25 protein-coding genes are annotated in these 23,459 nt (G+C 74.7%); 8 read left to right on the plus strand and 17 right to left on the minus strand.

Going from position 1 to position 23,459, the window contains the following annotated elements; translation table 11 throughout:
• Positions 1-45: 45 nt before the first annotated feature.
• Both GXB85_RS01460 and GXB85_RS01465 read right to left on the minus strand, forming a co-directional pair.
• Complete coding sequence (locus GXB85_RS01460; RefSeq protein ID WP_161915841.1) at positions 46-1,170, minus strand: GuaB3 family IMP dehydrogenase-related protein; 1,125 nt, start codon at positions 1,168-1,170, stop codon at positions 46-48.
• A 98-nt stretch (positions 1,171-1,268) separates the two neighbouring features.
• Positions 1,269-1,817, minus strand: a complete 549-nt coding sequence (locus tag GXB85_RS01465; protein ID WP_161915842.1) for a type 1 glutamine amidotransferase domain-containing protein — start codon at positions 1,815-1,817, stop codon at positions 1,269-1,271.
• A 178-nt stretch (positions 1,818-1,995) separates the two neighbouring features.
• Here GXB85_RS01465 and GXB85_RS01470 point away from each other — a divergent pair, with 178 nt between their 5' ends.
• On the plus strand, positions 1,996-2,796 hold the full coding sequence (locus GXB85_RS01470) for an exonuclease domain-containing protein (protein ID WP_370523932.1): 801 nt from the start codon (positions 1,996-1,998) through the stop codon (positions 2,794-2,796).
• A gap of 4 nt (positions 2,797-2,800) precedes the next feature.
• Here the strand turns inward: GXB85_RS01470 and GXB85_RS01475 are convergent, their stop codons facing one another.
• The 4 genes from GXB85_RS01475 to GXB85_RS01490 form a co-directional block, all read right to left on the minus strand.
• Positions 2,801-3,664, minus strand: a complete 864-nt coding sequence (locus GXB85_RS01475) for an inositol monophosphatase (protein WP_370523933.1) — start codon at positions 3,662-3,664, stop codon at positions 2,801-2,803.
• Positions 3,661-5,184, minus strand: a complete 1,524-nt coding sequence (guaB, locus tag GXB85_RS01480; RefSeq protein ID WP_161915844.1) for an IMP dehydrogenase — start codon at positions 5,182-5,184, stop codon at positions 3,661-3,663. Before guaB ends, GXB85_RS01475 begins: the two co-directional genes overlap by 4 nt.
• 55 nt (positions 5,185-5,239) lie before the next feature.
• Positions 5,240-5,884, minus strand: a complete 645-nt coding sequence (locus GXB85_RS01485) for a LuxR C-terminal-related transcriptional regulator (protein ID WP_161915845.1) — start codon at positions 5,882-5,884, stop codon at positions 5,240-5,242.
• A 173-nt stretch (positions 5,885-6,057) separates the two neighbouring features.
• The gene (locus GXB85_RS01490; protein WP_237727854.1) at positions 6,058-7,155 is read right to left on the minus strand and encodes a MerR family transcriptional regulator; all 1,098 of its coding nucleotides are present in this window, start codon (positions 7,153-7,155) and stop codon (positions 6,058-6,060) included.
• Positions 7,156-7,404: 249 nt separating this feature from the next.
• Between GXB85_RS01490 and GXB85_RS01495 the strand changes: the two genes are divergently transcribed.
• Both GXB85_RS01495 and GXB85_RS01500 read left to right on the plus strand, forming a co-directional pair.
• On the plus strand, positions 7,405-7,695 hold the full coding sequence (locus GXB85_RS01495; RefSeq protein WP_161915846.1) for a WhiB family transcriptional regulator: 291 nt from the start codon (positions 7,405-7,407) through the stop codon (positions 7,693-7,695).
• 84 nt (positions 7,696-7,779) lie between these two features.
• Positions 7,780-8,553 carry a potassium channel family protein gene (locus GXB85_RS01500; RefSeq protein WP_161915847.1) on the plus strand — a complete coding sequence of 258 codons (774 nt, stop codon included), beginning with the start codon at positions 7,780-7,782 and terminating at the stop codon, positions 8,551-8,553.
• A 3-nt stretch (positions 8,554-8,556) separates the two neighbouring features.
• On the opposite strand, the gene groES is transcribed toward GXB85_RS01500, so the two are convergent.
• Positions 8,557-8,853, minus strand: a complete 297-nt coding sequence (groES, locus tag GXB85_RS01505; protein WP_161915848.1) for a co-chaperone GroES — start codon at positions 8,851-8,853, stop codon at positions 8,557-8,559.
• Positions 8,854-9,130: 277 nt separating this feature from the next.
• On the opposite strand from groES, the gene GXB85_RS01510 reads away from it, so the two are divergent.
• The 4 genes from GXB85_RS01510 (at position 9,131) to GXB85_RS01525 (ending at position 12,667) form a co-directional block, all read left to right on the plus strand.
• Entirely contained in the window at positions 9,131-10,318 is a 1,188-nt protein-coding gene (locus GXB85_RS01510; RefSeq protein WP_161915849.1) for an SAM-dependent methyltransferase, read from the plus strand.
• The gene (locus GXB85_RS01515) at positions 10,318-11,454 is read left to right on the plus strand and encodes a glutamate--cysteine ligase (protein ID WP_161915850.1); all 1,137 of its coding nucleotides are present in this window, start codon (positions 10,318-10,320) and stop codon (positions 11,452-11,454) included. Before GXB85_RS01510 ends, GXB85_RS01515 begins: the two co-directional genes overlap by 1 nt.
• A gap of 296 nt (positions 11,455-11,750) precedes the next feature.
• Positions 11,751-12,140: a PadR family transcriptional regulator gene (locus GXB85_RS01520; protein ID WP_370523934.1), complete on the plus strand. Its 390-nt coding sequence runs from the start codon at positions 11,751-11,753 to the stop codon at positions 12,138-12,140.
• Complete coding sequence (locus GXB85_RS01525) at positions 12,137-12,667, plus strand: hypothetical protein (protein ID WP_161915851.1); 531 nt, start codon at positions 12,137-12,139, stop codon at positions 12,665-12,667. The genes GXB85_RS01520 and GXB85_RS01525 overlap by 4 nt, the downstream gene beginning before the upstream one ends.
• Before the next feature lie 4 nt (positions 12,668-12,671).
• Here the strand turns inward: GXB85_RS01525 and tsaD are convergent, their stop codons facing one another.
• The 7 genes from tsaD to GXB85_RS01560 all read right to left on the minus strand — a co-directional run bounded on the left by tsaD (position 12,672) and on the right by GXB85_RS01560 (position 18,946).
• The gene (gene tsaD / locus GXB85_RS01530; protein ID WP_161915852.1) at positions 12,672-13,730 is read right to left on the minus strand and encodes a tRNA (adenosine(37)-N6)-threonylcarbamoyltransferase complex transferase subunit TsaD; all 1,059 of its coding nucleotides are present in this window, start codon (positions 13,728-13,730) and stop codon (positions 12,672-12,674) included.
• Positions 13,731-13,739: 9 nt separating this feature from the next.
• The gene (rimI, locus tag GXB85_RS01535) at positions 13,740-14,246 is read right to left on the minus strand and encodes a ribosomal protein S18-alanine N-acetyltransferase (protein ID WP_370523935.1); all 507 of its coding nucleotides are present in this window, start codon (positions 14,244-14,246) and stop codon (positions 13,740-13,742) included.
• The gene (gene tsaB / locus GXB85_RS01540; protein WP_161915853.1) at positions 14,243-14,932 is read right to left on the minus strand and encodes a tRNA (adenosine(37)-N6)-threonylcarbamoyltransferase complex dimerization subunit type 1 TsaB; all 690 of its coding nucleotides are present in this window, start codon (positions 14,930-14,932) and stop codon (positions 14,243-14,245) included. Before tsaB ends, rimI begins: the two co-directional genes overlap by 4 nt.
• Before the next feature lie 4 nt (positions 14,933-14,936).
• Positions 14,937-15,461, minus strand: coding sequence for a tRNA (adenosine(37)-N6)-threonylcarbamoyltransferase complex ATPase subunit type 1 TsaE (gene tsaE / locus GXB85_RS01545; protein ID WP_161915854.1), 525 nt, complete (start codon positions 15,459-15,461; stop codon positions 14,937-14,939).
• On the minus strand, positions 15,458-16,612 hold the full coding sequence (alr, locus tag GXB85_RS01550; RefSeq protein ID WP_161915855.1) for an alanine racemase: 1,155 nt from the start codon (positions 16,610-16,612) through the stop codon (positions 15,458-15,460). The genes tsaE and alr overlap by 4 nt, the downstream gene beginning before the upstream one ends.
• A gap of 61 nt (positions 16,613-16,673) precedes the next feature.
• Positions 16,674-17,345, minus strand: a complete 672-nt coding sequence (locus GXB85_RS01555) for a nucleoside/nucleotide kinase family protein (protein WP_161915856.1) — start codon at positions 17,343-17,345, stop codon at positions 16,674-16,676.
• A complete protein-coding gene (locus GXB85_RS01560) occupies positions 17,342-18,946 on the minus strand; it encodes a bifunctional ADP-dependent NAD(P)H-hydrate dehydratase/NAD(P)H-hydrate epimerase (RefSeq protein ID WP_161915857.1) in 1,605 nt (534 codons plus the stop codon). The genes GXB85_RS01555 and GXB85_RS01560 overlap by 4 nt, the downstream gene beginning before the upstream one ends.
• Before the next feature lie 105 nt (positions 18,947-19,051).
• On the opposite strand from GXB85_RS01560, the gene GXB85_RS01565 reads away from it, so the two are divergent.
• The gene (locus tag GXB85_RS01565) at positions 19,052-20,044 is read left to right on the plus strand and encodes an LLM class F420-dependent oxidoreductase (protein WP_161915858.1); all 993 of its coding nucleotides are present in this window, start codon (positions 19,052-19,054) and stop codon (positions 20,042-20,044) included.
• Between the two features lie 28 nt (positions 20,045-20,072).
• On the opposite strand, the gene GXB85_RS01570 is transcribed toward GXB85_RS01565, so the two are convergent.
• From GXB85_RS01570 to glmS, 3 genes are read right to left on the minus strand one after another with little or no spacing between them, the layout of a single operon-like run.
• A complete protein-coding gene (locus GXB85_RS01570) occupies positions 20,073-21,122 on the minus strand; it encodes a YeiH family protein (RefSeq protein ID WP_161915859.1) in 1,050 nt (349 codons plus the stop codon).
• 57 nt (positions 21,123-21,179) lie between these two features.
• On the minus strand, positions 21,180-21,539 hold the full coding sequence (locus tag GXB85_RS01575; RefSeq protein ID WP_161915860.1) for a holo-ACP synthase: 360 nt from the start codon (positions 21,537-21,539) through the stop codon (positions 21,180-21,182).
• Between the two features lie 39 nt (positions 21,540-21,578).
• On the minus strand, positions 21,579-23,444 hold the full coding sequence (gene glmS, locus GXB85_RS01580) for a glutamine--fructose-6-phosphate transaminase (isomerizing) (protein ID WP_161915861.1): 1,866 nt from the start codon (positions 23,442-23,444) through the stop codon (positions 21,579-21,581).
• Positions 23,445-23,459 lie beyond the last annotated feature (15 nt).

Here is a 23,459-nt window from a genome sequence, read left to right on the forward strand (position 1 = left end):
CGAAGGCCCCGGCGAGCAGGGCTCACCGGGGCCTTGTCGTGCGGGTCAGTGGGGCTGGTAGGGCGAGACGACGACCTCGACCCGCTGGAACTCCTTGAGGTCCGAGTAGCCCGTGGTCGCGAGCGCCCGGCGCAGCGCACCCACCAGGTTGAGCGTGCCGTCGGCCTGCCGGCCCGGGCCGAAGAGGATCTCCTCGAGCGTGCCCGCGGTGCCCACCTCGACGCGCTCGCCGCGCGGCAGCTGCGGGTGGTGCGCCTCGGGGCCCCAGTGCCAGCCGCGGCCGGGCGCCTCGGCCGAGCGCGCGAGCGCCGCGCCGAGCATCACGGCGTCGGCGCCGCAGGCCACGGCCTTCACCAGGTCGCCCGAGCGGCCCACGCCACCGTCGGCGATCACGTGCACGTACCTGCCGCCGGACTCGTCGAGGTAGTCACGACGCGCCGCGGCGACGTCGGCCACCGCCGTGGCCATGGGCGCGTGGATGCCGAGCGAGACGCGCGTGGTGTGCGCCGCTCCCCCGCCGAAGCCGACGAGCACGCCCGCGGCACCCGTGCGCATGAGGTGCAGGGCCGCGGTGTACGTCGACGCGCCGCCCACGATCACCGGCACGTCGAGCTCGTAGATGAAGCGCTTGAGGTTGAGCGGCTCGGCGCGGCCCGAGACGTGCTCGGCCGACACGGTGGTGCCGCGGATGACGAACAGGTCGACCCCCGCGTCGACGACGTTCTTCCAGTACTGCTGGGTGCGCTGCGGCGAGAGCGCACCCGCCACGGTCACGCCCGACGCCCGCACCTCCTGCAGCCGCTGGGTGATGAGCTCGGGGATGATCGGCGCGGCGTAGATCTGCTGCATCCGACCGGTCGCCTCGTCGGGCGCCAGCGCCGCGATCTCCTCGAGCAGCGAGGTCGGGTTCTCGTAGCGCGTCCACAGCCCCTCGAGGTCCAGCACACCGAGCCCACCGTGACGACCGAGCGCCACCGCGGTCTCGGGGCTCATCACCGAGTCCATCGGGGCAGCCACCACGGGCAGCTCGAAGTGGTACGCGTCGATCTGCCAGCCGACCGAGACCTCCTCCGGGTCACGCGTGCGGCGCGAGGGCACCACGGCGACGTCGTCGAAGGAGAAGGCCCGGCGACCGCGCTTGCCGCGGCCGATCTCGATCTCGTTGCTCACGCGCCCAGGCTACCGGCGCGCGCCGCGCCTGCCGTCCGTCCGCGCCGCCGACGGCGGGACGGGCACGGACGGCGGGCGCCGGGCGGACGGAAGCGCGTTCAGCCGAACAGCTCGACGATCGCCGAGGTGAACGCCTTCAGGTCGTCCGGGTTGCGCGAGGTCACGAGCGGGAACCCCTCGTGGTCCACGACCACCTCACGGTCCTCCCACGAGCCGCCGGCGTTGCGGATGTCCGTCGCGAGGCTCGGGTACGACGTGAGCTGCTTGCCGCGCACCGCGTCCGCCTCGACGAGCGCCCACGGTCCGTGACAGATCGCCGCGACCGGCTTGCCCGCCGCGACCACGTCGCGGACGAGCGCGACCGCCTGCTCCTCGAGGCGCAGGGAGTCGGCGTTGACGGTGCCGCCCGGCACCACGAGCAGGTCCAGGTCGCTCACGGAGATCTCGCCGTAGGCGCGGTCGACCGGGTAGCTGCCGCCCGGGTCGAGGTCGTTGTTGACCGTCGAGACCTCACCGCGCTCGGGCGCCACGAGCAGCGGGGTCCCGCCGTGCTCCTCGACGACGCGCCACGGCTCGGTCAGCTCGGGCTCCTCGATCCCCTTGCTGCTGGTCAGGAAGGCGACGGTGCGTCCGGTGAGGTGACTCATCCTGCTCCTTCCTCCGGTGGTCCCTCGAGCCTGCGCCACACCGCGCGGGTGCGCATCCCGGCGTGGTGGGCCCTGCCGTGTGGGTACCCGCTGGCAGGCTGGGAAGCACACGGGGGGCGTACCCGAGAGCAGGCCGAGAGCAGGCCGGGAGCACACCGGGAGCGCGGAGGTGACGCAGGTGACGAGGCCCAGGGCCGGAGCGGCCGGACGACAGCGGTCGCCCTGGGCAGCCCTGCTCCGTCGGGCGCGCAGGTGGTGGCGTCGGGACCGTGCCGCATGGCACGGAGGACCCGTCGTCGCGTTCGACACCGAGACCACGGGGGTCGACGTCCGCCACGACCGCATCGTCTCGGCGGCGGTCGTGCGGCGCGACGCCCGCGGCACCGTGGTCCGCACCTGGCTGGTCGACCCCGGTCGGTCGATCCCGGCGCTCGCGACGGCCGTGCACGGGATCACCACCGAGCACGCCCGGACGCACGGTCGTGACGCCCGTGCGGCCCTCGACGAGCTCGCGACGGCCCTCGCCGAGGCTCTCGTCCACGGCGAGCCCGTGGTCGCGTTCAACGCCGCGTTCGACCTCTCGCTCCTCGAGGCCGAGCTGCACCGTCACGGGCTGCCGACGCTCGAGGCACGTGCGCCCGGCAGCAGCCACCTGGTCCTCGACCCGTGGGTGCTCGACCGCTCGTTCGACCGGCACCGGCCGGGCACGCGCAGGCTCGCGGACCTGTGCGCCCACTACGGGGTGCCGACGCACGGCCTGCACACCGCCGAGGGCGACGCCCTCGCGGCCCTCGGGCTGCTCGACGCCGTCGTCGGCCGCTTCCCGACCGTCGCGCGGCGCCCGCTCGGCTCGCTGCACCGGCTGCAGGCGGCGACCCACCGTCGCAGGGCCCGCGCCTACCGGCGACGCCACGATCTCGCGCCGCCCGGCACCGACGAGGCGTGGCCGGTCGCCCGGCCCCTGCTGGAGGGGGTCTGACGCGTCAGGCCGTCGCGTCGCGGTCGACGACGTCTCGCGCGAGGGCGTCGGGCTCGAGAACGGCACGCACACGGGTGTCCACCTCGGCCGTGCGGCTCACCAGGAGCCCCGTCCCGGCCGTCCCGGGCAGGTAGTCGGAGCCGTCGAGCCGTCGGCTCACACCACCCGACTCGCGGACGAGCACCGCTCCCGCCGCGTGGTCCCACGGCTGGGTGCGCCACCACAGGCACACGTCCCGGCGTCCGGCCGCGAGGTCGGCGTACGCCTTCCCCGCCCACAGCCGCTCGCTCGTCGTGATGCGTGGGCCCAGCGCGGGCGCACGCGCGTCGAGGTGCGCGCGCACCGCAGGCGGCAGGTAGGAGGTCGCGACCCCGCCGACCAGCGGCTCGTGCGCCGCGGCCGGCTGCAGCCGGCGGCCCGAGACCCAGGCCCCCGCACCACGCTCGGCGACGTAGGTCTCCCCCGGCTCCGGCAGGCAGATCCAGCCCGCGACCGCGCTCCCGTGCTCGACGAGCGCGACCATGACGGCGTAGTCGGGCTCGCCCTCGACGAAGGCGCGCGTCCCGTCGATCGGGTCCACCACCCACGTGCGCGGGGCGTCGAGGGCGTCGAGGACGCGCGCGTCGAGCGACGCCGCCTCCTCGCCCACCACGGGCACACCGGGGGCGAGCTCCGCGAGCCCTGCCGCGAGGGCCCGTTCGGCCTCGGTGTCGACCACCGTCACGAGGTCGCCGGGCCCCTTCTCGCTCACGTCGCCGGCTGCGAGCGCCCGGAACCGCGGTGCGACGACCTGGTGCGCGACGCGTTCGACCAGTGCCGTGACGTCGTCGACCGCGGGCGCCGGGGGCAGCTGCACCGGCGCGCTCACCGCCCGCTGTAGTTGGGTGCCTCGGAGACCATCTGCACGTCGTGCGGGTGGGACTCCTTGAGGCCCGCCGAGGTGATCCGCACGAACCGGCCCCGCTCCTGGAGCTGCGGAACGGTGCGAGCGCCCACGTAGAACATCGACTGGTGCAGGCCGCCGACCAGCTGGTGCGCGACGGCGCCGAGCGGACCGCGGTACGGCACCTGGCCCTCGATGCCCTCGGTGATGATCTCGTCGTCGCCAAGGTCGCCCTGGAAGTAGCGGTCCTTGGAGTACGACCGCCGGTCGCCCCGCGACTGCATCGCGCCCAGCGAGGCCATGCCGCGGTAGCGCTTGAACTGCTTGCCGTTGACGAACACCAGGTCCCCCGGGCTCTCGTCGCAGCCGGCGAGCAGGCCGCCCAGCATCACGGTGTCGGCGCCCGCGACCAACGCCTTCGCGATGTCACCCGAGTACTGCAGGCCGCCGTCCCCGATGACGGGCACGCCCGCGGGACGGCACGCCTTGGCGGCCTCGTGGATCGCGGTGACCTGCGGCACGCCCACCCCGGCGACCACGCGCGTGGTGCAGATCGAGCCCGGTCCCACACCCACCTTGACGGCGTCGACACCGGCGTCGACGAGGGCCTGGGCGCCCTCGCGCGTCGCGATGTTCCCGCCGATCACCTGGACGTGCCGCATCGCGGGGTCGCCCTTGATCCGGCGCACCATGTCGAGCATGAGGCGTGCGTGGCCGTTCGCGGTGTCGACCACCAGCACGTCGACGCCCGCGTCGACCAGCGCACCCACGCGGTCCCACGCGTCGCCGAAGAAGCCCACCGCGGCTCCCACGAGCAGGCGTCCCTCCCCGTCCTTGGTGGCCGACGGGTACTGCTCGCTCTTGACGAAGTCCTTGACCGTGATGAGGCCCTGGAGCACGCCGCGCTCGTCGACCAGCGGGAGCTTCTCGACCTTGTGCTTGGCGAGCAGCGCCGCCGCGTCCTCGCGCGCGATGCCCACCGGCCCCGTCACGAGGGGCTGCGGGGTCATGACCTCGTGCACGCGCAGCGTCGGGTAGTCCGCGGGGGCGACGAACCGCAGGTCGCGGTTGGTGACGATCCCGAGCAGGCGTCGCTCGCCGTCCACGACCGGCAGGCCCGACACCCGGTAGCGGCCGCACTGCTCGTCGAGCTCGGCGAGGGTCGCGTCCGGGCTGATCGTCACCGGGTCCGACACCATGCCGCTCTCGGACCGCTTGACGAGGTCCACCTGGTGGGCCTGGTCCTCGATCGAGAGGTTGCGGTGCAGCACGCCGACACCGCCCTGGCGCGCCATCGCCACCGCCATGCGCGCCTCGGTCACGGTGTCCATCGCCGCGGACACGAGCGGGATCGCGACCGAGATCTCGCGCGTGAGTCGCGAGGTCGTGTCGACCTCGCTCGGGACCACGTCGGTCTCTCCCGGAAGGAGCAGGACGTCGTCGTAGGTCAGGCCGATGAGGCCGAACGGGTCCGTCGCAGGGGCACTGGGCTCGAGCTCGCTCACCCCGCGATAGTACGCAGGGCCCGACGGCGAGCGTGCCTCGCGTCCGCCGGTCGGGTCAGGTGATCAGGCCGCGGCGCAGCCCGATCGCGACGGCCTGCGCGCGGTCGGCCGCCCCGAGCTTGCGGAACAGCCGCCGGGCGTGGGTCTTGACGGTGTCCTCCGACAGGAACAGCTCGGCGCCGATCTGGGCGTTGGAACGCCCGTGGCTCATCCCGGCCAGCACCTCGAGCTCACGCTTGGTGAGCTCGACCGTGGGCTGGTCGGGGCGCGGTGGCACGGCGACGGGTGTGCGCGGGCGCTCCCCGGCGGGTGAGCCGTTCTGCTGGGGCACTCCCGTGGCGACGAGCGCGTGGGCCGCGACGGCCGCGAGCTCGCTGCGGTCGACGTCGGGCGCGAGGTACCCGCGGGCGCCGAGCGCCACGGCACGGTCGAGCGTGATCTCGTCACCGGGCACGGCGAGCATGATCACCACGGGGTTGACGCCGAGCATGCGCATGCGGCGGATGGCCTCGATCGGCCCCGCCCCGGGCAGGTGAGCGTCGAGCAGCACGATCCCGGGGGCCGAGCGCCGGGCGAGGGCCACGAGCTCCTCGGCCGTGGCCGCGCCGCGCGCCGGCAGCAGCGCCGGCACACCGTGCGCGGCCGCGACGATGCGCTCGCGCACCGACGAGGTGCCATGGCACACGACGACGCCGGTCATCGGTCTCCTTCGGTCCGGGGCGGACCGAAGCCCGCGCCTGCACGCGCTCCCTGCCGTGCACGTTCCTCATCGGCCACCTGGGCCCCGGACGTTAGCGCTGCGGTCGGGTGAGAACCTGCGGACGGTCCGCCACCGGCGTCGATCACGGCGCGGAGCGCACCCCGCACGCCGCCTCAGCCGACGACGGCCACGATCTCGTGGAGCGCGCCCGTGAGCGTGCGCACGCGGTGGACGTTCGCCGGGAGCTCCACCTGCCCGACGCCCTCGCGGTGCAGGAACACCGGGATCTCAGGAGCGGTGTCGACCACGGCCTGGACGGTCTGCCCCGCCTCGAGATCAGCGGCGCCGCCGTCGGCCGCGACGTGCACGAGGACCGCCGCAGGCCGCACGCGGTCCACGGCCGTCGCGACCGCACGCGTGCGCGGCCCGGAGAGGACCTTGGCCCGCACGCCGTTCTCCTGCATCGCGGTCGCGAGGACGTGCACGAGGAGGTCGGACGAGCGCCCGGTCGGCACCGCGAGCACGACGGGGCGCTGATCGGCCTGACCGGCCTCGCCGCGCTCCGCGCCACCGCCCCGTGCAGCGGACACCGCGGCACGGCTGCGCAGCTCCGAGAACGCCGCGGCGACGAGGGCCGGCGCCGCGTGCTCACCGGGTGACTCGAGAGCGGCGCGCTTGTCGAGCGCCTCGAGCGCGGGCTGGACCAGGTCCGTCCACCAGGCCAGCACGTCACGGGGATGGACGCGAGCGAGCATCCACCGCACGGCGGCGTTGTCGAACTGCGCCGCGGCCGCGACCAGCGCGGGCGGGTCCGCCGCCATCGGCACGGCGTCCGCGAACGCGTCGATGACCTCGGCACCTGCCGCGGGAGCGCCGAGCACGTCGGCGCTCGGCTCGGCGGCGCTCAGTGCGCTCCGCGCCGCCTCGGCCGGTGCGACGCCCTCGAGCGTGAGCCTGCGCATCACGAGCAGGCGCGACACGTCCGCCGCCGAGTAGCGACGGTGGGAGCCCGCCAGGTGCTCCGACGGGCCGAGTCCGTACCGCCGGTCCCACGTGCGCAGCGTCGCCGGCGCGACCCCGAGCCGGCGTGCGACGGCCGCGACGGTCAGCGAGGGGCCCGCGGTCTGCGTCGCCGTGGGCTCCGGTTCGTGCGCCTGGCTCGTCATCTCCGTGCCGTCCTGGTCCGCGGGGGTGCCGCGCTCGTCGGGCGCAGCGCGCTCCGGGGCTGCCGGACGTCGTCCGCGCGCCCGGGGGTGTGGGGGCGTGGCCATGAAGCGATTGTGCCCAGGCCTTGGCGCGCTCCGCCAGCGCGCCACACCATGCTCAGCGCCCCTGCGTCGTGATCGTTGCACAATCCGGACAACTCTGGCGCGCCCCTGCACCGTTCGATCCCGCATCTCGAAGAAGTTTGAAGAAGGGGCTTGACCAACTTCTGGCGCGCTTCTAGGTTGGTCGCATTGCACCGGCCACCGGCCACCGCCGGATCCCGCCGGATCCGCCAGCTCGACCAAGGAGGACCCATGACGGAGATCTCGCGCCTGCCCGGACCGGTGATGGACCTGTGGGAGTGGCAGTACGAGGGCAAGTGCCGCGAGGCCGACCCCACGCTCTTCTTCCACCCCGAGGGCGAGCGCGGCTCGGCCCGCCGTCGCCGCGCCGAGGCCGCCAAGGCCGTGTGCGCCACCTGCCCGGTCCTCCAGCAGTGCCGTGAGCACTCCCTCGCCGTCCGTGAGCCCTACGGGGTCTGGGGCGGCATGTCCGAGGAGGAGCGCGCCGCCACCCTCGCCCAGCGCCTGCGCAAGGCGAGCTGACCCGGCCCACCCACGCACCGCACGAGGCCCCCGCCCGAGGGCGGGGGCCTCGTCGCGTCCCTGGCCCACGAGGGGGACGACCTGATGAGCCGACTCGACCGGTGGCAGCAGCGGACGGAGCTCCCGCTCGTCGGCGCCGCCCTCGCCTTCCTCGTCGCCTATGCCGTACCCATCGCGGCTCCCGACGCCCCGGACGCCGTGCAGCGCACGGCGCAGGCCGTCGTCGGCGTGACCTGGGCCGCCTTCTGGGTCGACTACGCCGTCCGGCTGGCGCTGGCCCCCGACCGCCGGGCCTTCGCCAGGCGGAACCTGGTGGATCTCGCGGTGCTCGTCCTGCCGCTCCTGCGGCCGCTCCGGCTGCTGCGCGTCCTCGCCGTCCTGTCCGTCCTCAACCGGGCGGGCGTCCACGGCCTTCGCGGTCGGGTGGTGCTCTACGTGACCGTCGGTACCGCCCTCCTGCTCACGGCCGCCGCCCTCGCCGTCACCGACGCCGAGCGCGCCGCCGTCGGCAGCCCCATCCAGAACTTGGGCGACGGCTTCTGGTGGGCCGTGACGACGATGACGACGGTCGGGTACGGCGACACCTACCCCGTCACCACGACCGGCAGAGCCGTCGCCGTCGCGCTCATGCTCGCGGGCATCGCCCTCCTGGGCACGGTCACCGCGACCCTGGCGTCCTGGCTCGTGGACAGGGTCGCCGAGGAGGGCGAGGCGGAGCAGACCGCGACCCGCGCCCAGGTGGCCGAGCTCGCCCGGGAGGTCGCCGAGCTGCGCAAGGCCCTCGCGCACGAGCCCGCCCCCGTGCACGACGACGCCCCGCCCTCCGGTGCGGAGGAGCGGGGCGTCGGTCGGCGCTGAGGTTCAGCCCTGGACGACCGCCAGGATGTCGCGCGCCGAGAGGATGAGGTACTCCTCGCCGGCGTACTTGACCTCGGTGCCGCCGTACTTGCTGTAGATGACCTTGTCACCCACGGCGACGTCGATCGGGACGCGGTTGCCCTTGTCGTCGACGCGGCCGGGACCCACCGCGAGGACCTCGCCCTCCTGGGGCTTCTCCTTCGCGGTGTCCGGGATGACCAGACCGGAGGCCGTCGTCTGCTCCGCCTCGAGCGTGCGGACGACGACCCGGTCCTCGAGCGGCTTGATGGAGACCGACACAGCGGACCTCCCCTTCGCAGTCGTGGGAACGGACGATGAGCGGCCACGGGCCCGGACCGCCCGTCGTCGCGGGTGCCGGTCGATCCTGCCGTGCGGCCGTGCTGGCACCCTCCGGGGAGGAGTGCCAGGACTGAATCTAGGCCGCGGTTAGCACTCGGTCAACATGAGTGCCAACGCGTCCGCGCCAGGCGCGCACACCGGGAGCAGCAGCGCCGCCACCGCCCGGGCGCGACCGGTCGCCTCGTCGTGGCGGCCGCGCGCGTGGAAGGATCACGGGGTGGACCCGGAAGCCCTGACCCAGCTCTTGAGCCCTCAGGGGTGGGCCCTGCTCAACGCCCTCCCGCCCTACGACGAGCGCATGGCGATGACGCTGTCGGAGCGTCTCCACCGCGAGGGGGTGGACCCGGTGCTCGTGGCCGCGGCTCTCACGCAGTCGCGGCTCCGCGCTCGAGGACGCGAGAAGTCCGACGACTTCGCCGACGGCATGCTGTTCACCCAGGCAGGGCTCGAGCAGGCCACGCGGCTCACGGTCGGCGCCCGCCACGCTCGGCGGTACGCCCAGGCGGGCTGCACCCGCGTGGCCGACCTCACGTGCGGGATCGGCGGTGACGCCATGGCGATGTCGGCTCTCGGTCTGCGCGTGCTCGCGACCGACGTCGACGAGCTCACGGCCGCGGTCGCGACCGTCAACCTGCGCCACTTCCCGGAGAGCGAGGTGCGGCACGGCGACGGGCTCGCTCTCGACCTCGCCGCCGAGGGCGTCGACGGGGTCTTCGCGGACCCGGCACGCCGCACCGCCTCGGGACGGCGGCGCCACGACCCGGCCGCGTACGCACCCCCGCTCGACGACGTGCTCGGGCTGCGATCGTCCGTGCCGGCCCTGGGCGTCAAGGTGGGCCCCGCGATCCCGCACACCGCCGTGCCCGCGGACGCCGAGGCGCAGTGGGTGAGCGTCGACGGCTCGGTCGTCGAGGCCGGTCTGTGGTTCGGACCGCTCGCACCCGAGGGACCGGGCCGCAGCGCCCTGGTGCTGAGGGGCTCGGCGGCGACCGCGGTACGCGCACCCGACGGCGAGGTCCCCGCACCCGAGGTGGGCCCCGTCGGGGCGTACCTGCACGAGCCCGACGGCGCCGTGATCCGCGCGGGTCTCGTGGGCCTAGTCGCGCAGGAGGTGCGCGGACGCCTGCTGGACCGCACGATTGCGTACGTGACCGCGGACACCCTGGTCGACACCGACCTCGCCACCACCTATCGCGTGCTCGACGTGCTGCCCTTCGGGCTCAAGCGACTGCGCACCGCGTTGCGTGAGCGCGAGGTCGGGCGTCTCACGATCAAGAAGCGCGGCACCGCCGTCGCGCCCGAGCAGCTGCGCAAGCAGCTCGACCTGCGCGGTGACCAGGAGGCGACGATCGTGCTCACCCGCATCTCCGGCGCCCAGCACGTGATCGTCGCGGAGCCGGTCTGATGCAGATCCCGTTCGCGGCGTCCGAGCGGTCCACGATCGGCATCGAGTGGGAGCTCGCGCTGGTCGACGCGGACAGCGGCGACCTGCGCCAGGTCGCCCAGACGGTCCTCGACGCGGTCGCGCCGGCCGACGGCGGCGAGCACCCGAGCATCAAGCAGGAGCTGCTGCTCAACACGGTCGAGATCGTCACGGGCGTGTGCCGCAGCGTGGGCGAGGCGGCGGCCGACCTCGAGCGCAGCATCGCCGAGCTGCGGGCCGTCACCGACCCGCTGCGGGTCGAGCTCATGTGCGCCGGGACCCACCCGTTCGCGCGGTGGACCCACCAGAAGGTCACCGACAAGCAGCGGTACGCGACGCTCATCGACCGCACCCAGTGGTGGGGACGGCAGATGCTGATCTACGGCGTGCACGTGCACGTGGGGATCGAGGACCGCGCGAAGGTGCTGCCCATCCTCCAGGCGGTGCTCACCTACTTCCCGCACCTGCAGTCGCTCTCGGCCTCGTCGCCGTTCTGGGGCGGCAAGGACACGGGGTACGCGTCCAACCGCGCACTCATGTTCCAGCAGCTGCCGACCGCGGGGCTGCCGTTCCAGTTCGACAGCTGGTCGCAGCTCGAGGCGTACACGGCGGACATGATCCACACCGGCGTGATCGACCAGTTCGACGAGATCCGGTGGGACCTGCGGCCGTCCCCGCGGCTGGGCACCCTCGAGATGCGCATCTGCGACGGCGCGTCGAACCTCGCCGAGGTGTCGGCCTTCGCGGCACTGATCCACTGCCTGGTCGAGCACTTCTCGACGATGCTCGACGAGGGCAAGGAGCTACCGCGCCTGCAGCCGTGGTTCGCGCAGGAGAACAAGTGGCGCTCGGCCCGCTACGGCATGGACGCGATCGTCATCCTCGACGCGGCCGGCAACGAGGAGCTCGTGACGGACTCGACCGAGAAGCTGCTGGCCGAGCTCGAGCCCACGGCCGAGCGCCTCGGCTGCGCGGCCGAGCTCGACGGCGTGCGCACGATCCTGCGCAAGGGCGCCTCCTACCAGCGGCAGCGCGCCGTGGCCCGCCGCAACGGCGGCGAGCTCGACGCCGTCGTCGCCTCCCTCGTCGCCGAGATGCGCGCGGGGAAGCCCCTCTGACCCCTCCGGTCGCCGTCGACCCACGCTGCCCGGGAGCATTCCCGACCCGAGTGGAGCGTTCCCGACCCGTGTGGAGCGTTCCCGACCCGAGTGGAGCGTTCCCGACCCGTGTGGAGCGTTCCCGACCCGAGTGGAGCGTTCCCGACCCGTGTGGAGCGATCGCGGGGGCTCCACCGGCGTGTCGCACCCGGGAACGCTCCACATCCACCGGCGGGTGGATGAACGAGAACCCGGAGCACCCGACCTGGCATCACCCGGTACTTGCCATAGCCAAGTAGTGGGCCTAGCCTGATCGCGTGACCGACGACCCGCGCGACCCGCAGCTGCTCAAGGGCGTGCTCCCCATGCTCGTCCTCGCGCTGCTGACCGAGCGCGAGTCGTACGGGTACGAGCTCGTGACGCGGCTGGAGTCGGCCGGGCTGGTCGACATCTCGGCGGGCAGCGTCTACCCCGTCCTCACGCGCCTCGAGCGCGAGGGGCAGATCACGTCCCGCCTCGTCGCCTCCACCACCGGCCCGGCGCGCAAGTACTACCTACCGACGACGGCGGGCGGCGCGCGCCTCGACCGGTCCCGCCGCGCCTGGTCCGAGCTCGCCGCGACCGTCGCCGGCGTGCTCGACCGCCTACCCACGGGTCCCGCCGCGGCGCCCGACACGTCGTCCACCACCACCCAGGAGCAGTCATGACCCGCACCCCCGTCGACGACGCACCCACGGCCGCCCCGGCCCTGGCGGACCGGCTGCGCCGCGAGTGGTACCTCGCGCGCCTCGACTGGGCGATGCAGGACTACCCGCGCCGCGAGTTCCGCCGCATCCGCGCGGACCTTCGTGCGGAGCTCGCCCCCGCCGCGGCCGAGGTCGGCATGCGGCAGGCCCTCGCCGATCTCGGTCACCCGCGCACGCTCGCCGAGCGCTACACGGCGGAGCTCGGCCGCAAGCTCCCCCGGTGGACCGCGGGAACGGTGGTCGCGGGCGTCGCCGTCGGCGTCGTCGCCTATCTCACGTTCGCCTACGCGTTCGGCAGCCTCGACACCCTCGAGGCCCTCGGCGGCGGCTCGGTGACGCTCCACCCGCTCGGCGGCGAGGTCGTGCTCACCCACACCGACGACGAGATCTCGGTGCAGAGCAGCGGCTCGTGGGGGTGGCTCACGCTCTACGCGGGAGTCGCCGTGGTGTCCTTCGCGCTCGGCTCACGCCTGTGGCGCGCGTTCTGAGCCGTCAGAGCACCACCTGGGTGAGCGGCATGGACGAGTCGACCGCGAGGTCGAGGGGGGACGCCGGCACACCACGCCGCACAGCGGCGGCGCCAAGGGCGGCGATCATCGCGCCGTTGTCCGTGCAGTAGCGGATCGGCGGGATGCGCACGTCGATCCCGGCCTCGGCGCACCGCTGCGTCGCCATCTCGCGCAGCTGGGAGTTCGCGCTGAACCCGCCACCGATCACGAGCGTGCCGACGTCGTGCCTCCGGCACGCCGCGATGGTCTTCGCCGTCAGCACGTCGGCGACGGCGTCCGCGAACGAGGCCGCGACGTCCTCGAGGGGGATCTCCTCGCCCGCGTCCTGACGCGCCTCGACCCAGCGGGCCACCGCCGTCTTGAGCCCGGAGAACGAGAAGTCGTAGGCGTGCTTCTCCTGGTCCTTGGGCGCCGTGAGGCCGCGCGGGAACCGGATGGCACGCGGGTCGCCGGCACGCGCGAGCCGGTCGATGTGCGGACCCCCGGGGTACGGCAGGCCGAGCAGCCGCCCCACCTTGTCGAACGCCTCACCGGCCGCGTCGTCGAGGGTCGACCCGAGCTCGGTCACGCCGTGCACGGCGTCGTCGACCAGCAGCAGCGACGAGTGCCCGCCCGAGACGACGAGCGCCATGACCCGCTCGGGGAAGAGCCCGTGCACCACCTCGTCGACCACGGCGTGGCCGATCACGTGGTTGACGCCGAGCAGCGGCACGTCGAGCGCGAGCGCGAGAGCCTTGGCGGCCGAGGTCCCGACCGTGAGCGGGCCGACGAGGCCCGGGCCGGCCGTCACCGCGACGGTCCCGACCTGCCCCAGGTCGACGTCGGCCTCGGCGAGCGCCCGCTGGACGGTGGGCACCATCGCCTCGAGGTGGGCGCGCGAGGCGATCTCGGGGATGATCCCGCCGAACCTCGCGTGCTCGTCGACCGACGAGGCGACGGCGTCGACCAGCAGCTCGGTGCGGTCGTCGTGGACGCGAGCGAGTGCCACCCCCGTCTCGTCGCACGAGGTCTCGATGCCCAGGACCAGGGCGGCGTCACGCATGGGCCCAGCCTAGGGCGTCGGCGGGGTCCGGCCGTCGAGCTCCAGGCGCATGGTGAAGGCGTCGACGTCCTCGGGCTGGTAGTAGCGTCGCCGCCGGCCGAGCACCTCGAACCCGGCCTCGCGGTAGAGCGCGATGGCCGGCTCGTTGTCGACGCGCACCTCGAGCAGCACCGCGCTCGCCCCGTCGGCGCGGGCACGGTCGACGAGCGCCGCGAGCAGCACACGGCCGTACCCACGGCGCTGCGCCGCGCCCGCGACGGCGAGCGTCATCACCTGCGTGACCTCCCCGTCGAACCACGAGCCCGCGTACGCGACGACGTCCGACGAGGGCACGAGACCCGCCGGGGCCCGCGCGTCCGGCTCCGCGTCGATCCCGACGTACCAGCGTCCTGGGCCGCCGATCTCCTCGCGCACCATCGCGGCCGACCACGCCGAGGGGCCGAACAGCTCGCGCTCGAGCGCCGCGAGCCTGGTCGCGTCGCCGGGCCCGAGCTCGCGCACGCGCGGTGCGCTCACCCCGTGACGCGCTTGCGCGCGGCCGACGGCGCGACGTCGGGGCGCCGCAGGTACAGGGGCTCGGTGGGGGTCGCCTCGCCACGCTCGGTGCGCGCCCGGGCGAGCGCCGCGAGCACACCCAGGTCCACGTGCGCCGGCTCGCGGGGCTCGACACCGAGGACGTCCGCGTAGAGGGGCGCTCCCGGGCCTACGACGACGGCGCCGTCCGCGAGCCCCGCCTGCACGAGGGCGTCCGGACGGTCGACCAGGGGTCCGGCGACGACGGTGATCGCGTCACGCGTGGCGCCGTCGACCCGCCGGTAGCGCGCGGCGTAGAGCTCACGGCGGCGCGCGTCGGAGAGGACGAGGACCTCTCTCGCGTCGGGGTGCGCGGCCAGCGCCGCCGCGCCGAGCGCGTCGAGGCTCGGCACCCCGTGCACGGGCACCGCGAGCGCGAGCGCGAGCGTGCGCGCCGTCACCAGGCCGGCCCGCAGGCCGGTGAACGGGGCCGGGCCGGTGCCGACCACCACGGCCTCGAGGTCGCTGCGCGCCACCGCGGCCTCGCCGAGCACCTCGACCACCAGCGGGGCGAGGAGCTCGGCGTGGCGACGCTCGGGCGAGCGTCGTTCCGCGAGCACCCTCGGGCCCCGAGGGTCCACGACGGCGACGGCGATCTCTCCGGACGTGTCGATGCTCAGGACGGGCACGCGGTCATCCTCCCAGCACCGGGGCGAGCGCGCTGGCGAGGTCCAGGCCGGCCCACCGCGCGCCGACGGCCCGCACCGTGACGTCGCGCGGACCGGCGTCGGCCTCGAGCGGGTCCACGTCGCCGCCCTGCGCACCGTGCGGACGCGCGATCGTGACCTCGAGCCTGTCCTCCGACAGCACCTCGGCGAGCCCCTCTCCCCACTCGACCACGGTCACCGAGTCCTCGAGGGACTCGTCGAGGTCCAGGGCGTCGAGCTCCTCGAGCGAGCCCAGCCGGTACGCGTCGACGTGCACGAGCGCGGGTCCGCCCACCAGCGACGGGTGCACGCGCGCGATGATGAAGGTGGGCGACGCGACCTGGCCGCGCACGCCGAGCCCCTCCCCCAGCCCCTGGGTGAGCGTGGTCTTCCCGGCGCCCAGCGGACCCGTGAGCACCACGAGGTCTCCCGCGCACAGCACGCCCGCGAGCGCCCGTCCCAGGGCGCGGGCCGCCTCGGCATCCGCGACCTGCACGACGACGTCGTTCACCGCTCACCTCCCACGTACGTGCGGGGCACGCGCGCCCCGAGCCGCGTCACGATCTCGTACGAGATCGTCCCCGCCGCGTCCGCCCAGTCCTGCGCGGTGGGGCTGCCGTCGGCGCCCGAGCCGAACAGCACGACGGCGTCGCCCGCGACCTCGCGCGCACCCGGGCCGAGGTCCACGACGAACTGGTCCATGCAGACGCGTCCGGCGATGCCGAGCCTGCGCCCGGCCACCTGCACGGGCGCGCCCGTGCGTCCCTCGGAGCCCGACGCGTGCCGCGGGATGCCGTCGGCGTAGCCCACCGGCACCAGGCCCAGCACGGTGCGGGTCGGCGTCGTGTAGGCGTGCGCGTACGAGACGCCGTGACCCGCGGGCACCTCCTTGGTCAGCGCGAGGTCGGCCTCGAGGCGCATCGCGGGCGTCAGGCCGAAGTCCGCGGGGCCGCCCACCTGCGGCACGGGTGAGAGCCCGTAGACGGCGATGCCCGGGCGCACCAGGTCGTAGCGCATCGCCGCGTCGGTGAGCGTCGCGGCCGAGTTGGCCAGGTGGCGCACCTCGAGGCGCGCCCCGAGCCGCTCGGCGAGGCGGACGGCGTCGTCGAACACCTCGGCCTGGCGCCGCACGGTCGGGTGGTCGGGCGCGTCGGCCCACGCGAGGTGCGACCACAGACCGACCACGCGGCACGCGCCCTCGGCCTCGGCCGCGAGCGCGTCGCGCAGCAGCGGCTCGAGGCCCTCCGGCACCACCCCGTTGCGCCCGAGCCCCGTGTCGACCTTGACGTGCACGCGCGCCGTGCGGCCGCTCGCGCGCGCACCCTCGAGCACACCGCGCAGCGCCCAGTCGGCGGCGACGGAGACGTCCACGTCGGCGTCGACGAGGGCCGCGAACGGGGTCGAGGGCGTGTGCAGCCAGCTGAGCACCCGGGCGTCGACCCCGGCCGCCCGCAGCGCGAGGGCCTCGTCGGCCTGGGCGACGCCGAGCCAGCGGGCGCCACCCGCGAGCGCGGCGTGCGCCACCGGCACCAGGCCGTGCCCGTAGCCGTCGGCCTTGACGACCGCCATCACGTCCGCACCGCCCGCGTGGTCGAGCAGGGCTGCGGTGTTGGCGCGGATCGCCGCCAGGTCGACGACGGCACGCGCGGGGTAGCTGCTCACGGGGTCGAGTCTCCCAAACCGGCGGGGCGCCGGGGCACCCGACCCGCGGTCGTGGCCCGCGTCACGCCCGGACGACGAGGTCGGCGCGGGCCCGGCCCCGCGCGACCAGGCGCGCGTTCGCCTCGTCGGAGCGCAGCACCCAGGCGCGGGCCGCGGCCGGGGTGCGCCCGAAGGCGACGTGCCGCGCCACGAGCCGCTCGACCCGTGTGTCGTCGTCGGCGGCCACGTACCAGCACTCGTCGAGCAGCGGCCGCACGCGCGCCCACGCCCCGTCGTCGTGGAGCAGGTAGTTCCCCTCGAGCACGACGAGCGGTACGTCGGGCTCGACCACGACGGCGTCCGGGACGGGCTCCTCGGCCTCGCGGTCGAAGGCCGGCGCGCGCACGGTCGCGCCGCGGGGCTCCCGCAGGCGGCCCAGCAGCGCGAGGAGGCCCTCGGCGTCGAAGGTCTCTGGCGCACCCTTGCGGTCGGCGAGGCCGCACCGCTCGAGCTCGGCGCCCGGGAGGTGGAAGCCGTCCATCGGCACCGTGACGGCCCGACCGCCGAGCGCGGCCACCAGCGCGGCGGCGAACGTCGACTTGCCTGCGCCGGGCGGTCCGGCGACGCCGAGCAGCCGACGGGGCCCGCCCGCGAGCGCACGCGCCCGGGCGAGGACGTCGTCGGGCACGGTCACCGTCGGGGCGCCGACGGGGAGGGACCGGTCGCGCGGGCCCTGCGCGTCGGCAGGGCTCATCCGAGCAGCTCCGCGAGCACACCGGGCAGCGCAAGGGCGACGTCGCCCGCCGTGACCGGGCGGTCCGTGGCCGCCGCACGCCCGTGGACGAGTGCCGCGGCCGCCGCGCACCGTGCGACCAGGACGGCGCGCTCGTGCGCGTCCGTCGTCCCGTCGTCGGACCATCCCGCCTGCGCCGCCGTGCCCGCGAGCACCGCCCCGAGCACCCCCGCGAGCACGTCGCCCGCCCCCGCGGTCGCGAGCCAGGGCGACGCGTCGGCCTGGCTCAGCACCTCGGCGCCGACGACGAGCGTCACCGCCCCCTTGAGCAGGACGGTCGCGCCGGTCCGGCGGTGCGCCTCGGTCGCCCAGCGCAGCGGCTCGGCCTCGACCTGCTCGCGCGCCACGTCGAGGCCCGCGCGCGTGAGCAGTGCCGCGAGCTCACCGGCGTGCGGCGTGAGCACCACCTCGGGGCCCACCCGTTCGGGGAGCAGGGCGAGCGCACCCGCGTCGACCACCACGGGTGTGGCGGTCGCCCGCGCCGCGGCGAGCACGTGCGCAACCCTCTCGCGCTGCGTGTCGTCGTCCTCGGCGACACCGGGGCCCACCACCCACGCCTGCACGTGCACGTCCGTGTCCTGGCCGGCGACCACCTCGGGGTGGGCCGCGACGACCGCGCCTGCGACCGTCTGCGGCCCGACGTAGCGCACCATGCCGCAGCCCGCACGCTGCGCCCCCGCGACGGCGAGCACCGCGGCCCCCGGGTAGGCCGCCGAACCCGCGACCACGCCGACGACGCCGCGGGCGTACTTGTGCGACGTCGCACCGGGTCGTGGCCACAGGGTGGCGACGTCGGGGCCGGCGAGCCGGCGCACCGCCGGCGCGACGTCGAGGTCGGCCAGCACCTCGGTCAGGCCGAGGTCCACCACCTCGACGCGGCCGGTCCGGTGCGCCGCGGGCGGCAGCAGGAGCGCCGACTTCCGCACGCCGAACGTCACCGTGCGGTCGGCCGTCAGCACGGGGCCGGCGACCGTGCCGTCGTCCACACCGACCCCGCTCGGCAGGTCCACGGCCAGCACGGCGGGCCTGAGCCCGCGCGCGGGGCGGCCGCGCGCGCCCGCGTCGTCGGCTGTCCGGCAGAGGTCCTCGAGCAGCGCGACGATCTCCGCCGCGGGTCCTCGCAGACCGCCGCGCCCTCCGATCCCCAGCAGCCCGTCGAGCACCACGTCCGCCGCGAAGGCCTCCGCGACCGCGTGGCCCAGCCACACCGGCTCCCCCGGCGCGCCGTCGTCGACCGTGAGCACCCGGCCCCCCGCCGCGCGCAGGGCCGCCAGGCCACCGTGGTGCACCGCGGCCGACGTCAGCACCGCCGTGGGGCGCACGCCGCGCCGCGCGAGGAGGGCGAGGGCGTGCAGCGCGTCCCCCCCGTTGCTGCCCGGGCCCACCAGCCCCACCACGGCGCCTCCGACGACGCGGCCCCGCACGGTGCGCACCTCCTCGGCAGCGGCGCGGGCGAGCGCGGTCGCCGCGGTGTGCATGAGGCCGCCCGTGAACCCGCGCTCGCGGGCGAGCAGCGGCTCCTCGGCGGCGCGGACGGCGGCGGCGTCGTAGCTCTCGATCACGGGACCATCCTGCCGCGGCGGGGCACGCGGGGCCCGTCACGGCACGTCGCAGCCCGTCACGTCCCGCGCGGGCCGACCCGCGCACGACGCACTAGGTTGGCGGCCATGCGCTTCGGACTCTTCATCCCGCAGGGCTGGCGGATGGACCTCGCCGGCATCGACCCCTCGCAGCACTGGGCGACCATGCGTTCGCTCGCGGAGCACGCCGACACCGGCGACGCGTGGGAGTCGGTGTGGGTCTACGACCACTTCCACACCGTGCCCGAGCCCACCGACGACGCGACCCACGAGGCGTGGACCCTCATGGCCGCCTTCGCCGCCTCGACCTCGCGCGTCCGGCTCGGCCAGATGTGCACGTGCATGGCGTACCGCAACCCGGCCTACCTCGCGAAGGTCGCCGCGACCACGGACCTCATCAGCGGCGGCCGGGTCGAGATGGGCATCGGGGCGGGCTGGTACGAGCACGAGTGGCTCGCGTACGGCTACGGCTTCCCGAGCGCCGGTGACCGCCTGCGGGCGCTCGACGAGGGTGTGCAGATCATGAAGCAGGCCTGGGAGACCGGCGAGGCGACGCTCGACGGCCGGTTCTACCAGGTCGACGGCGCGCGCGTGCACCCCCGGCCGCTGCAGCCGGGCGGCATCCCGTTCTGGATCGCCGGCGGCGGCGAGAAGAAGACCCTGCGCATCGCAGCGCAGTACGCCCGGTACACGAACTTCGACGGCAGCCCCGAGGGCTTCGCGCACAAGTCCTCGGTGCTCGAGGGGCACTGCCGTGACCTCGGGCGCGACTTCGGCGAGATCACACGCTCGGCCAACTACAACGTGGTGATCGGGAGCACGCAGGCGGACGTCGACGCGAAGCTCGCGTGGATCGCCGAGCACTACCGCGGGGTCGTGAGCCCGGCCAAGGCCGAGGAGACGGCGCGGCAGTTCCGCGAGGGCCCGCTGGTCGGCACGCCCGAGCAGGTGGTCGAGAAGCTGCGCCACCTCGAGGGTCTCGGCATGACCTACGCGATCACGTACTTCGTCGACGCCGCGTACGACCGCTCGAGCATCGAGCTCTTCGAGCGTGAGGTGATCCCCGCGCTCAAGGGCTGAGCGCAGCCCCTCCCGGTCCGCCGCCGGATCAGAGCAGACCGGTGGCGGCCTGGAGGGCGAGGCTGCTGCCCGCGACGGCCAGGGCCAGGAGACCGCCGAGCGCGAGCGGACGCCAGCCCGCGCGACGCAGGCCCTCGACCGGGGTGAGCAGCCCCACGCCCGCCATCGCGACGGCGGTGAGCAGACGCGCGAGCCAGGCGATCGGCGACTGCCAGGACCCGGGCACCACACCCGTGCTGTTCACCGCGGTCGCGACGAGGAAGAGCACGAGGAACGGCGGCACGAGCCGCCACCAGCGCACCTCTCGCGTCCCCTCGTCGTCCACGGCCCGCATCCTGCGCCGCTCCCCGACGGCGAGCCCGATCGCGATCGGCACGATCGCGAGCGTCCGGGTGAGCTTGACCACCACGGCCACGCCCAGCGCCGTCGCTCCGTAGGCCGTGCCGGCGGCCACGACCGACGAGGTGTCGTTGATGGCCGTGCCCGCCCACAGCCCGAAGGCCTCCTGCGAGAGACCGAGCCACGAGCCGATCACGGGGAAGAGCAGCGCCCCGAGGGCGTTGAACACGAAGATCGTCGTCAGGGCGGTCGCGACGGCTATCTCGGACGCACCGATCACCGCACTCGTCGTCGCGATCGCCGACGCCCCGCAGATGCCCGTGCCGACGCCGACGAGGGTGCGCACCTGGTGGTCGAGGCCGAGCGCCCGGCCCAGGACCGCACCGCCGACGAGCGCCACCGCGAGGGTTCCGACGAGCACCGGGAAGGACTCCCGCCCCGTGGCGGCGACCTGCGCGAGAGACAGCCCGAGCCCGAGCAGGACGACGGCGGCCTGGAGCACCACCTTGGACGCGACGCGCGCTCCCGGGACGACGTGCGTCACGCCACCGCCCCGGCGCACCAGCACCTCGCGCAGCACCACACCCAGCACCAGCGCGAGCACCGGGCCGCCGAGCGTCGGCCACGGCACCGCGACCAGCGTCGCGGCGCCACCGACGGCGCCCGCGGTGGCCAGGCCCGGGCCAGGCCGCTCGGCAGGCGCGCGCCGTGCCACCGACCGTGCGTCCTCGTCAGCCATTGTCCGGCGGTGCCTCACGCACGGGTCACGAGATCGCCCGCGACCGTCCGACCGGCGTCACCGGACGTCCCGCTCGGCCACCGCCACGGCCGAGGCGATACCGGCGTCGTGCGACAGGGACAGGTGGAACCGGTCGATGCCGAGCGCGCTCGCGCGCGCCGCGACGGTCCCCCGGATCTCGACCTCGGGTGGCCCACCGACGACCCGGCGGACGGTCGCGTCGTGCCACTCGAGGTCGCCGGGGGCACCGAGGGCCTTGGCGATCGCCTCCTTGGCGGCGAACCGCGCGGCGAGGGACGTCGGGGGCACGTCACGCTCCTGGGGGGTGAAGAGCTTCTCCACCAGGCGCGGGGCGCGTTCGAGTGTCGCCAGGAACCGGGCCACGTCGACGACGTCGATCCCCACCCCGACGATCACGCCGGACACTCCCCGATCAGGCTCCCGCGGCGCACCGGGTCACTCGACCGTGACGGACTTGGCCAGGTTGCGCGGCTGGTCGACGTCGAGCCCCTTGGCCGTCGCGAGCTCCATCGCGAAGATCTGCAGCGGGACCACCGAGACCAGCGGGGCCAGCAGCACGGGCGTCTGCGGCACGTAGAACACCTCGTCGGCGAACGGCAGCACGTCGCTGTCGCCCTCCTCCGCGATGACGAGCGTGCGCGCACCGCGGGCCCGGATCTCCTGGATGTTCGAGATGACCTTGCTGTGCAGCGAGTCACGGCCGCGCGGGGACGGCACGATGATGAAGACCGCCTGCCCCTCCTCGATCAGGGCGATCGGGCCGTGCTTGAGCTCACCCGCGGCGAAGCCCTCCGCGTGGATGTACGCGAGCTCCTTGAGCTTGAGGGCGCCCTCCATCGCGACGGGGTAGCCCACGTGCCGGCCCAGGAACAGCACCGAGGCGACATCCGCCATCGACCGTGCGACCTCGCGCACGTGACCCGCGCCGTCGATCACGGCCTGGATCTTCTCGGGCAGCTCGCGCAGCGCGTCGAGCATCTCGGCGATCTCGTCCGGGAACTTCGTGCCGCGCAGCTGCGCGAGGTACAGGCCGAGCAGGTAGGCCGCCGTGATCTGCGCGAGGAACGCCTTGGTCGAGGCGACCGCGACCTCGGGGCCGGCGTGCGTGTAGAGCACCGCGTCGGACTCGCGCGGGATGGTCGAGCCATGGGTGTTGACGATCGCGAGGACGGTCGCGCCCTGCTCACGCGCGTGCCGGACGGCCATGAGCGTGTCCATGGTCTCGCCCGACTGCGACACGGCCACGACGAGCGTCTTGGAGTTGACGATCGGGTCCCGGTAGCGGAACTCGTGGGCGAGCTCGACCTCGACGGGGATGCGGCACCAGTGCTCGATCGCGTACTTGGCGACCTGGCCCGCGTAGGCGGCGGTGCCGCACGCGATGACGATGATCTTGTCGACCTGACGCAGCACGGCCTCGTCGACGCGCAGGTCGTCGAGCACCAGCCGGCCCGTGGTGTCCGTGCGCCCCAGCAGGGTGTCCGCGACCGCGTGCGGCTGGTCGTGGATCTCCTTGTCCATGAACGAGCCGAAGCCGCCCTTCTCGGCGGCCGCGGCGTCCCAGTCCACGGTGAACCGACGGGCCTCGACCGGGTTCCCGTCGAAGTCGGTCACCGAGACCGTGGTGGGGGTGATCGTGACCACCTGGTCCTGCCCGAGCTCGAGCGCCTCGCGCGTGTGGGCGATGAACGCCGCGACGTCCGAGCCCAGGTAGTTCTCGCCGTCACCGAGACCGACGACGAGGGGAGAGTCGTGCCGGGCACCCACGACGACGTCGGGCGCGTCGACGTGCACCGCGAGCAGGGTGAACGTCCCATGGAGGCGACGCGCGACCGAGCGCAGGGCCTCGGTCAGGTCGGGCGTCGTCGCGTAGGCGGCCGCGACCAGGTGGGCGACGACCTCGGTGTCCGTCTCCGAGGTCAGCGTGACACCCGCGGCCTCGAGCTCGGCTCGCAGCTCGGCGAAGTTCTCGATGATGCCGTTGTGGATGACGGCGAGCGCGCCGTCCTCCGAGAGGTGCGGGTGGGCGTTGACGTCGGTGGGCGCCCCGTGGGTCGCCCACCGCGTGTGCCCGATCGCCGCGGTGGCGGCGGGGAGCGGGGTGGCCTCGAGCTCGGCCGCGAGGTTCGCGAGCTTGCCCGCCTTCTTCGCCGTCGCGAGGGCCCGTCCCTCCTGGGGCACCAGCGCGACGCCGGCGGAGTCGTACCCGCGGTACTCGAGGCGCTTGAGTCCCCCCATGACGACCTCGAGCGGACGACCGTTGGCCTGCTGGGCACCGACGTACCCGACGATTCCACACATGGCGGCGAGTCTAGT

This window comes from Cellulomonas sp. APG4 (genome assembly GCF_009996735.1).
In the GTDB taxonomy this organism is placed as follows: Bacteria; Actinomycetota; Actinomycetes; order Actinomycetales; family Cellulomonadaceae; genus Actinotalea.

Bases quoted from the DNA above. Each gene is read 5' to 3' on its own strand.
- GXB85_RS01515 (WP_161915850.1), top strand. From the start codon at position 10,318: ATGCAGATCCCGTTCGCGGCGTCCGAGCGGTCCACGATCGGCATCGAG.
- glmS (WP_161915861.1), bottom strand. From the start codon at position 23,444: ATGTGTGGAATCGTCGGGTACGTCGGTGCCCAGCAGGCCAACGGTCGT.
- GXB85_RS01485 (WP_161915845.1), bottom strand. From the start codon at position 5,884: ATGACCGGCGTCGTCGTGTGCCATGGCACCTCGTCGGTGCGCGAGCGC.
- tsaD (WP_161915852.1), bottom strand. From the start codon at position 13,730: ATGCGTGACGCCGCCCTGGTCCTGGGCATCGAGACCTCGTGCGACGAG.
- GXB85_RS01495 (WP_161915846.1), top strand. From the start codon at position 7,405: ATGACGGAGATCTCGCGCCTGCCCGGACCGGTGATGGACCTGTGGGAG.
- GXB85_RS01465 (WP_161915842.1), bottom strand. From the start codon at position 1,817: ATGAGTCACCTCACCGGACGCACCGTCGCCTTCCTGACCAGCAGCAAG.
- GXB85_RS01525 (WP_161915851.1), top strand. From the start codon at position 12,137: ATGACCCGCACCCCCGTCGACGACGCACCCACGGCCGCCCCGGCCCTG.
- GXB85_RS01570 (WP_161915859.1), bottom strand. From the start codon at position 21,122: ATGGCTGACGAGGACGCACGGTCGGTGGCACGGCGCGCGCCTGCCGAG.
- GXB85_RS01500 (WP_161915847.1), top strand. From the start codon at position 7,780: ATGAGCCGACTCGACCGGTGGCAGCAGCGGACGGAGCTCCCGCTCGTC.
- GXB85_RS01490 (WP_237727854.1), bottom strand. From the start codon at position 7,155: ATGGCCACGCCCCCACACCCCCGGGCGCGCGGACGACGTCCGGCAGCC.
- GXB85_RS01555 (WP_161915856.1), bottom strand. From the start codon at position 17,345: ATGAGCCCTGCCGACGCGCAGGGCCCGCGCGACCGGTCCCTCCCCGTC.
- GXB85_RS01565 (WP_161915858.1), top strand. From the start codon at position 19,052: ATGCGCTTCGGACTCTTCATCCCGCAGGGCTGGCGGATGGACCTCGCC.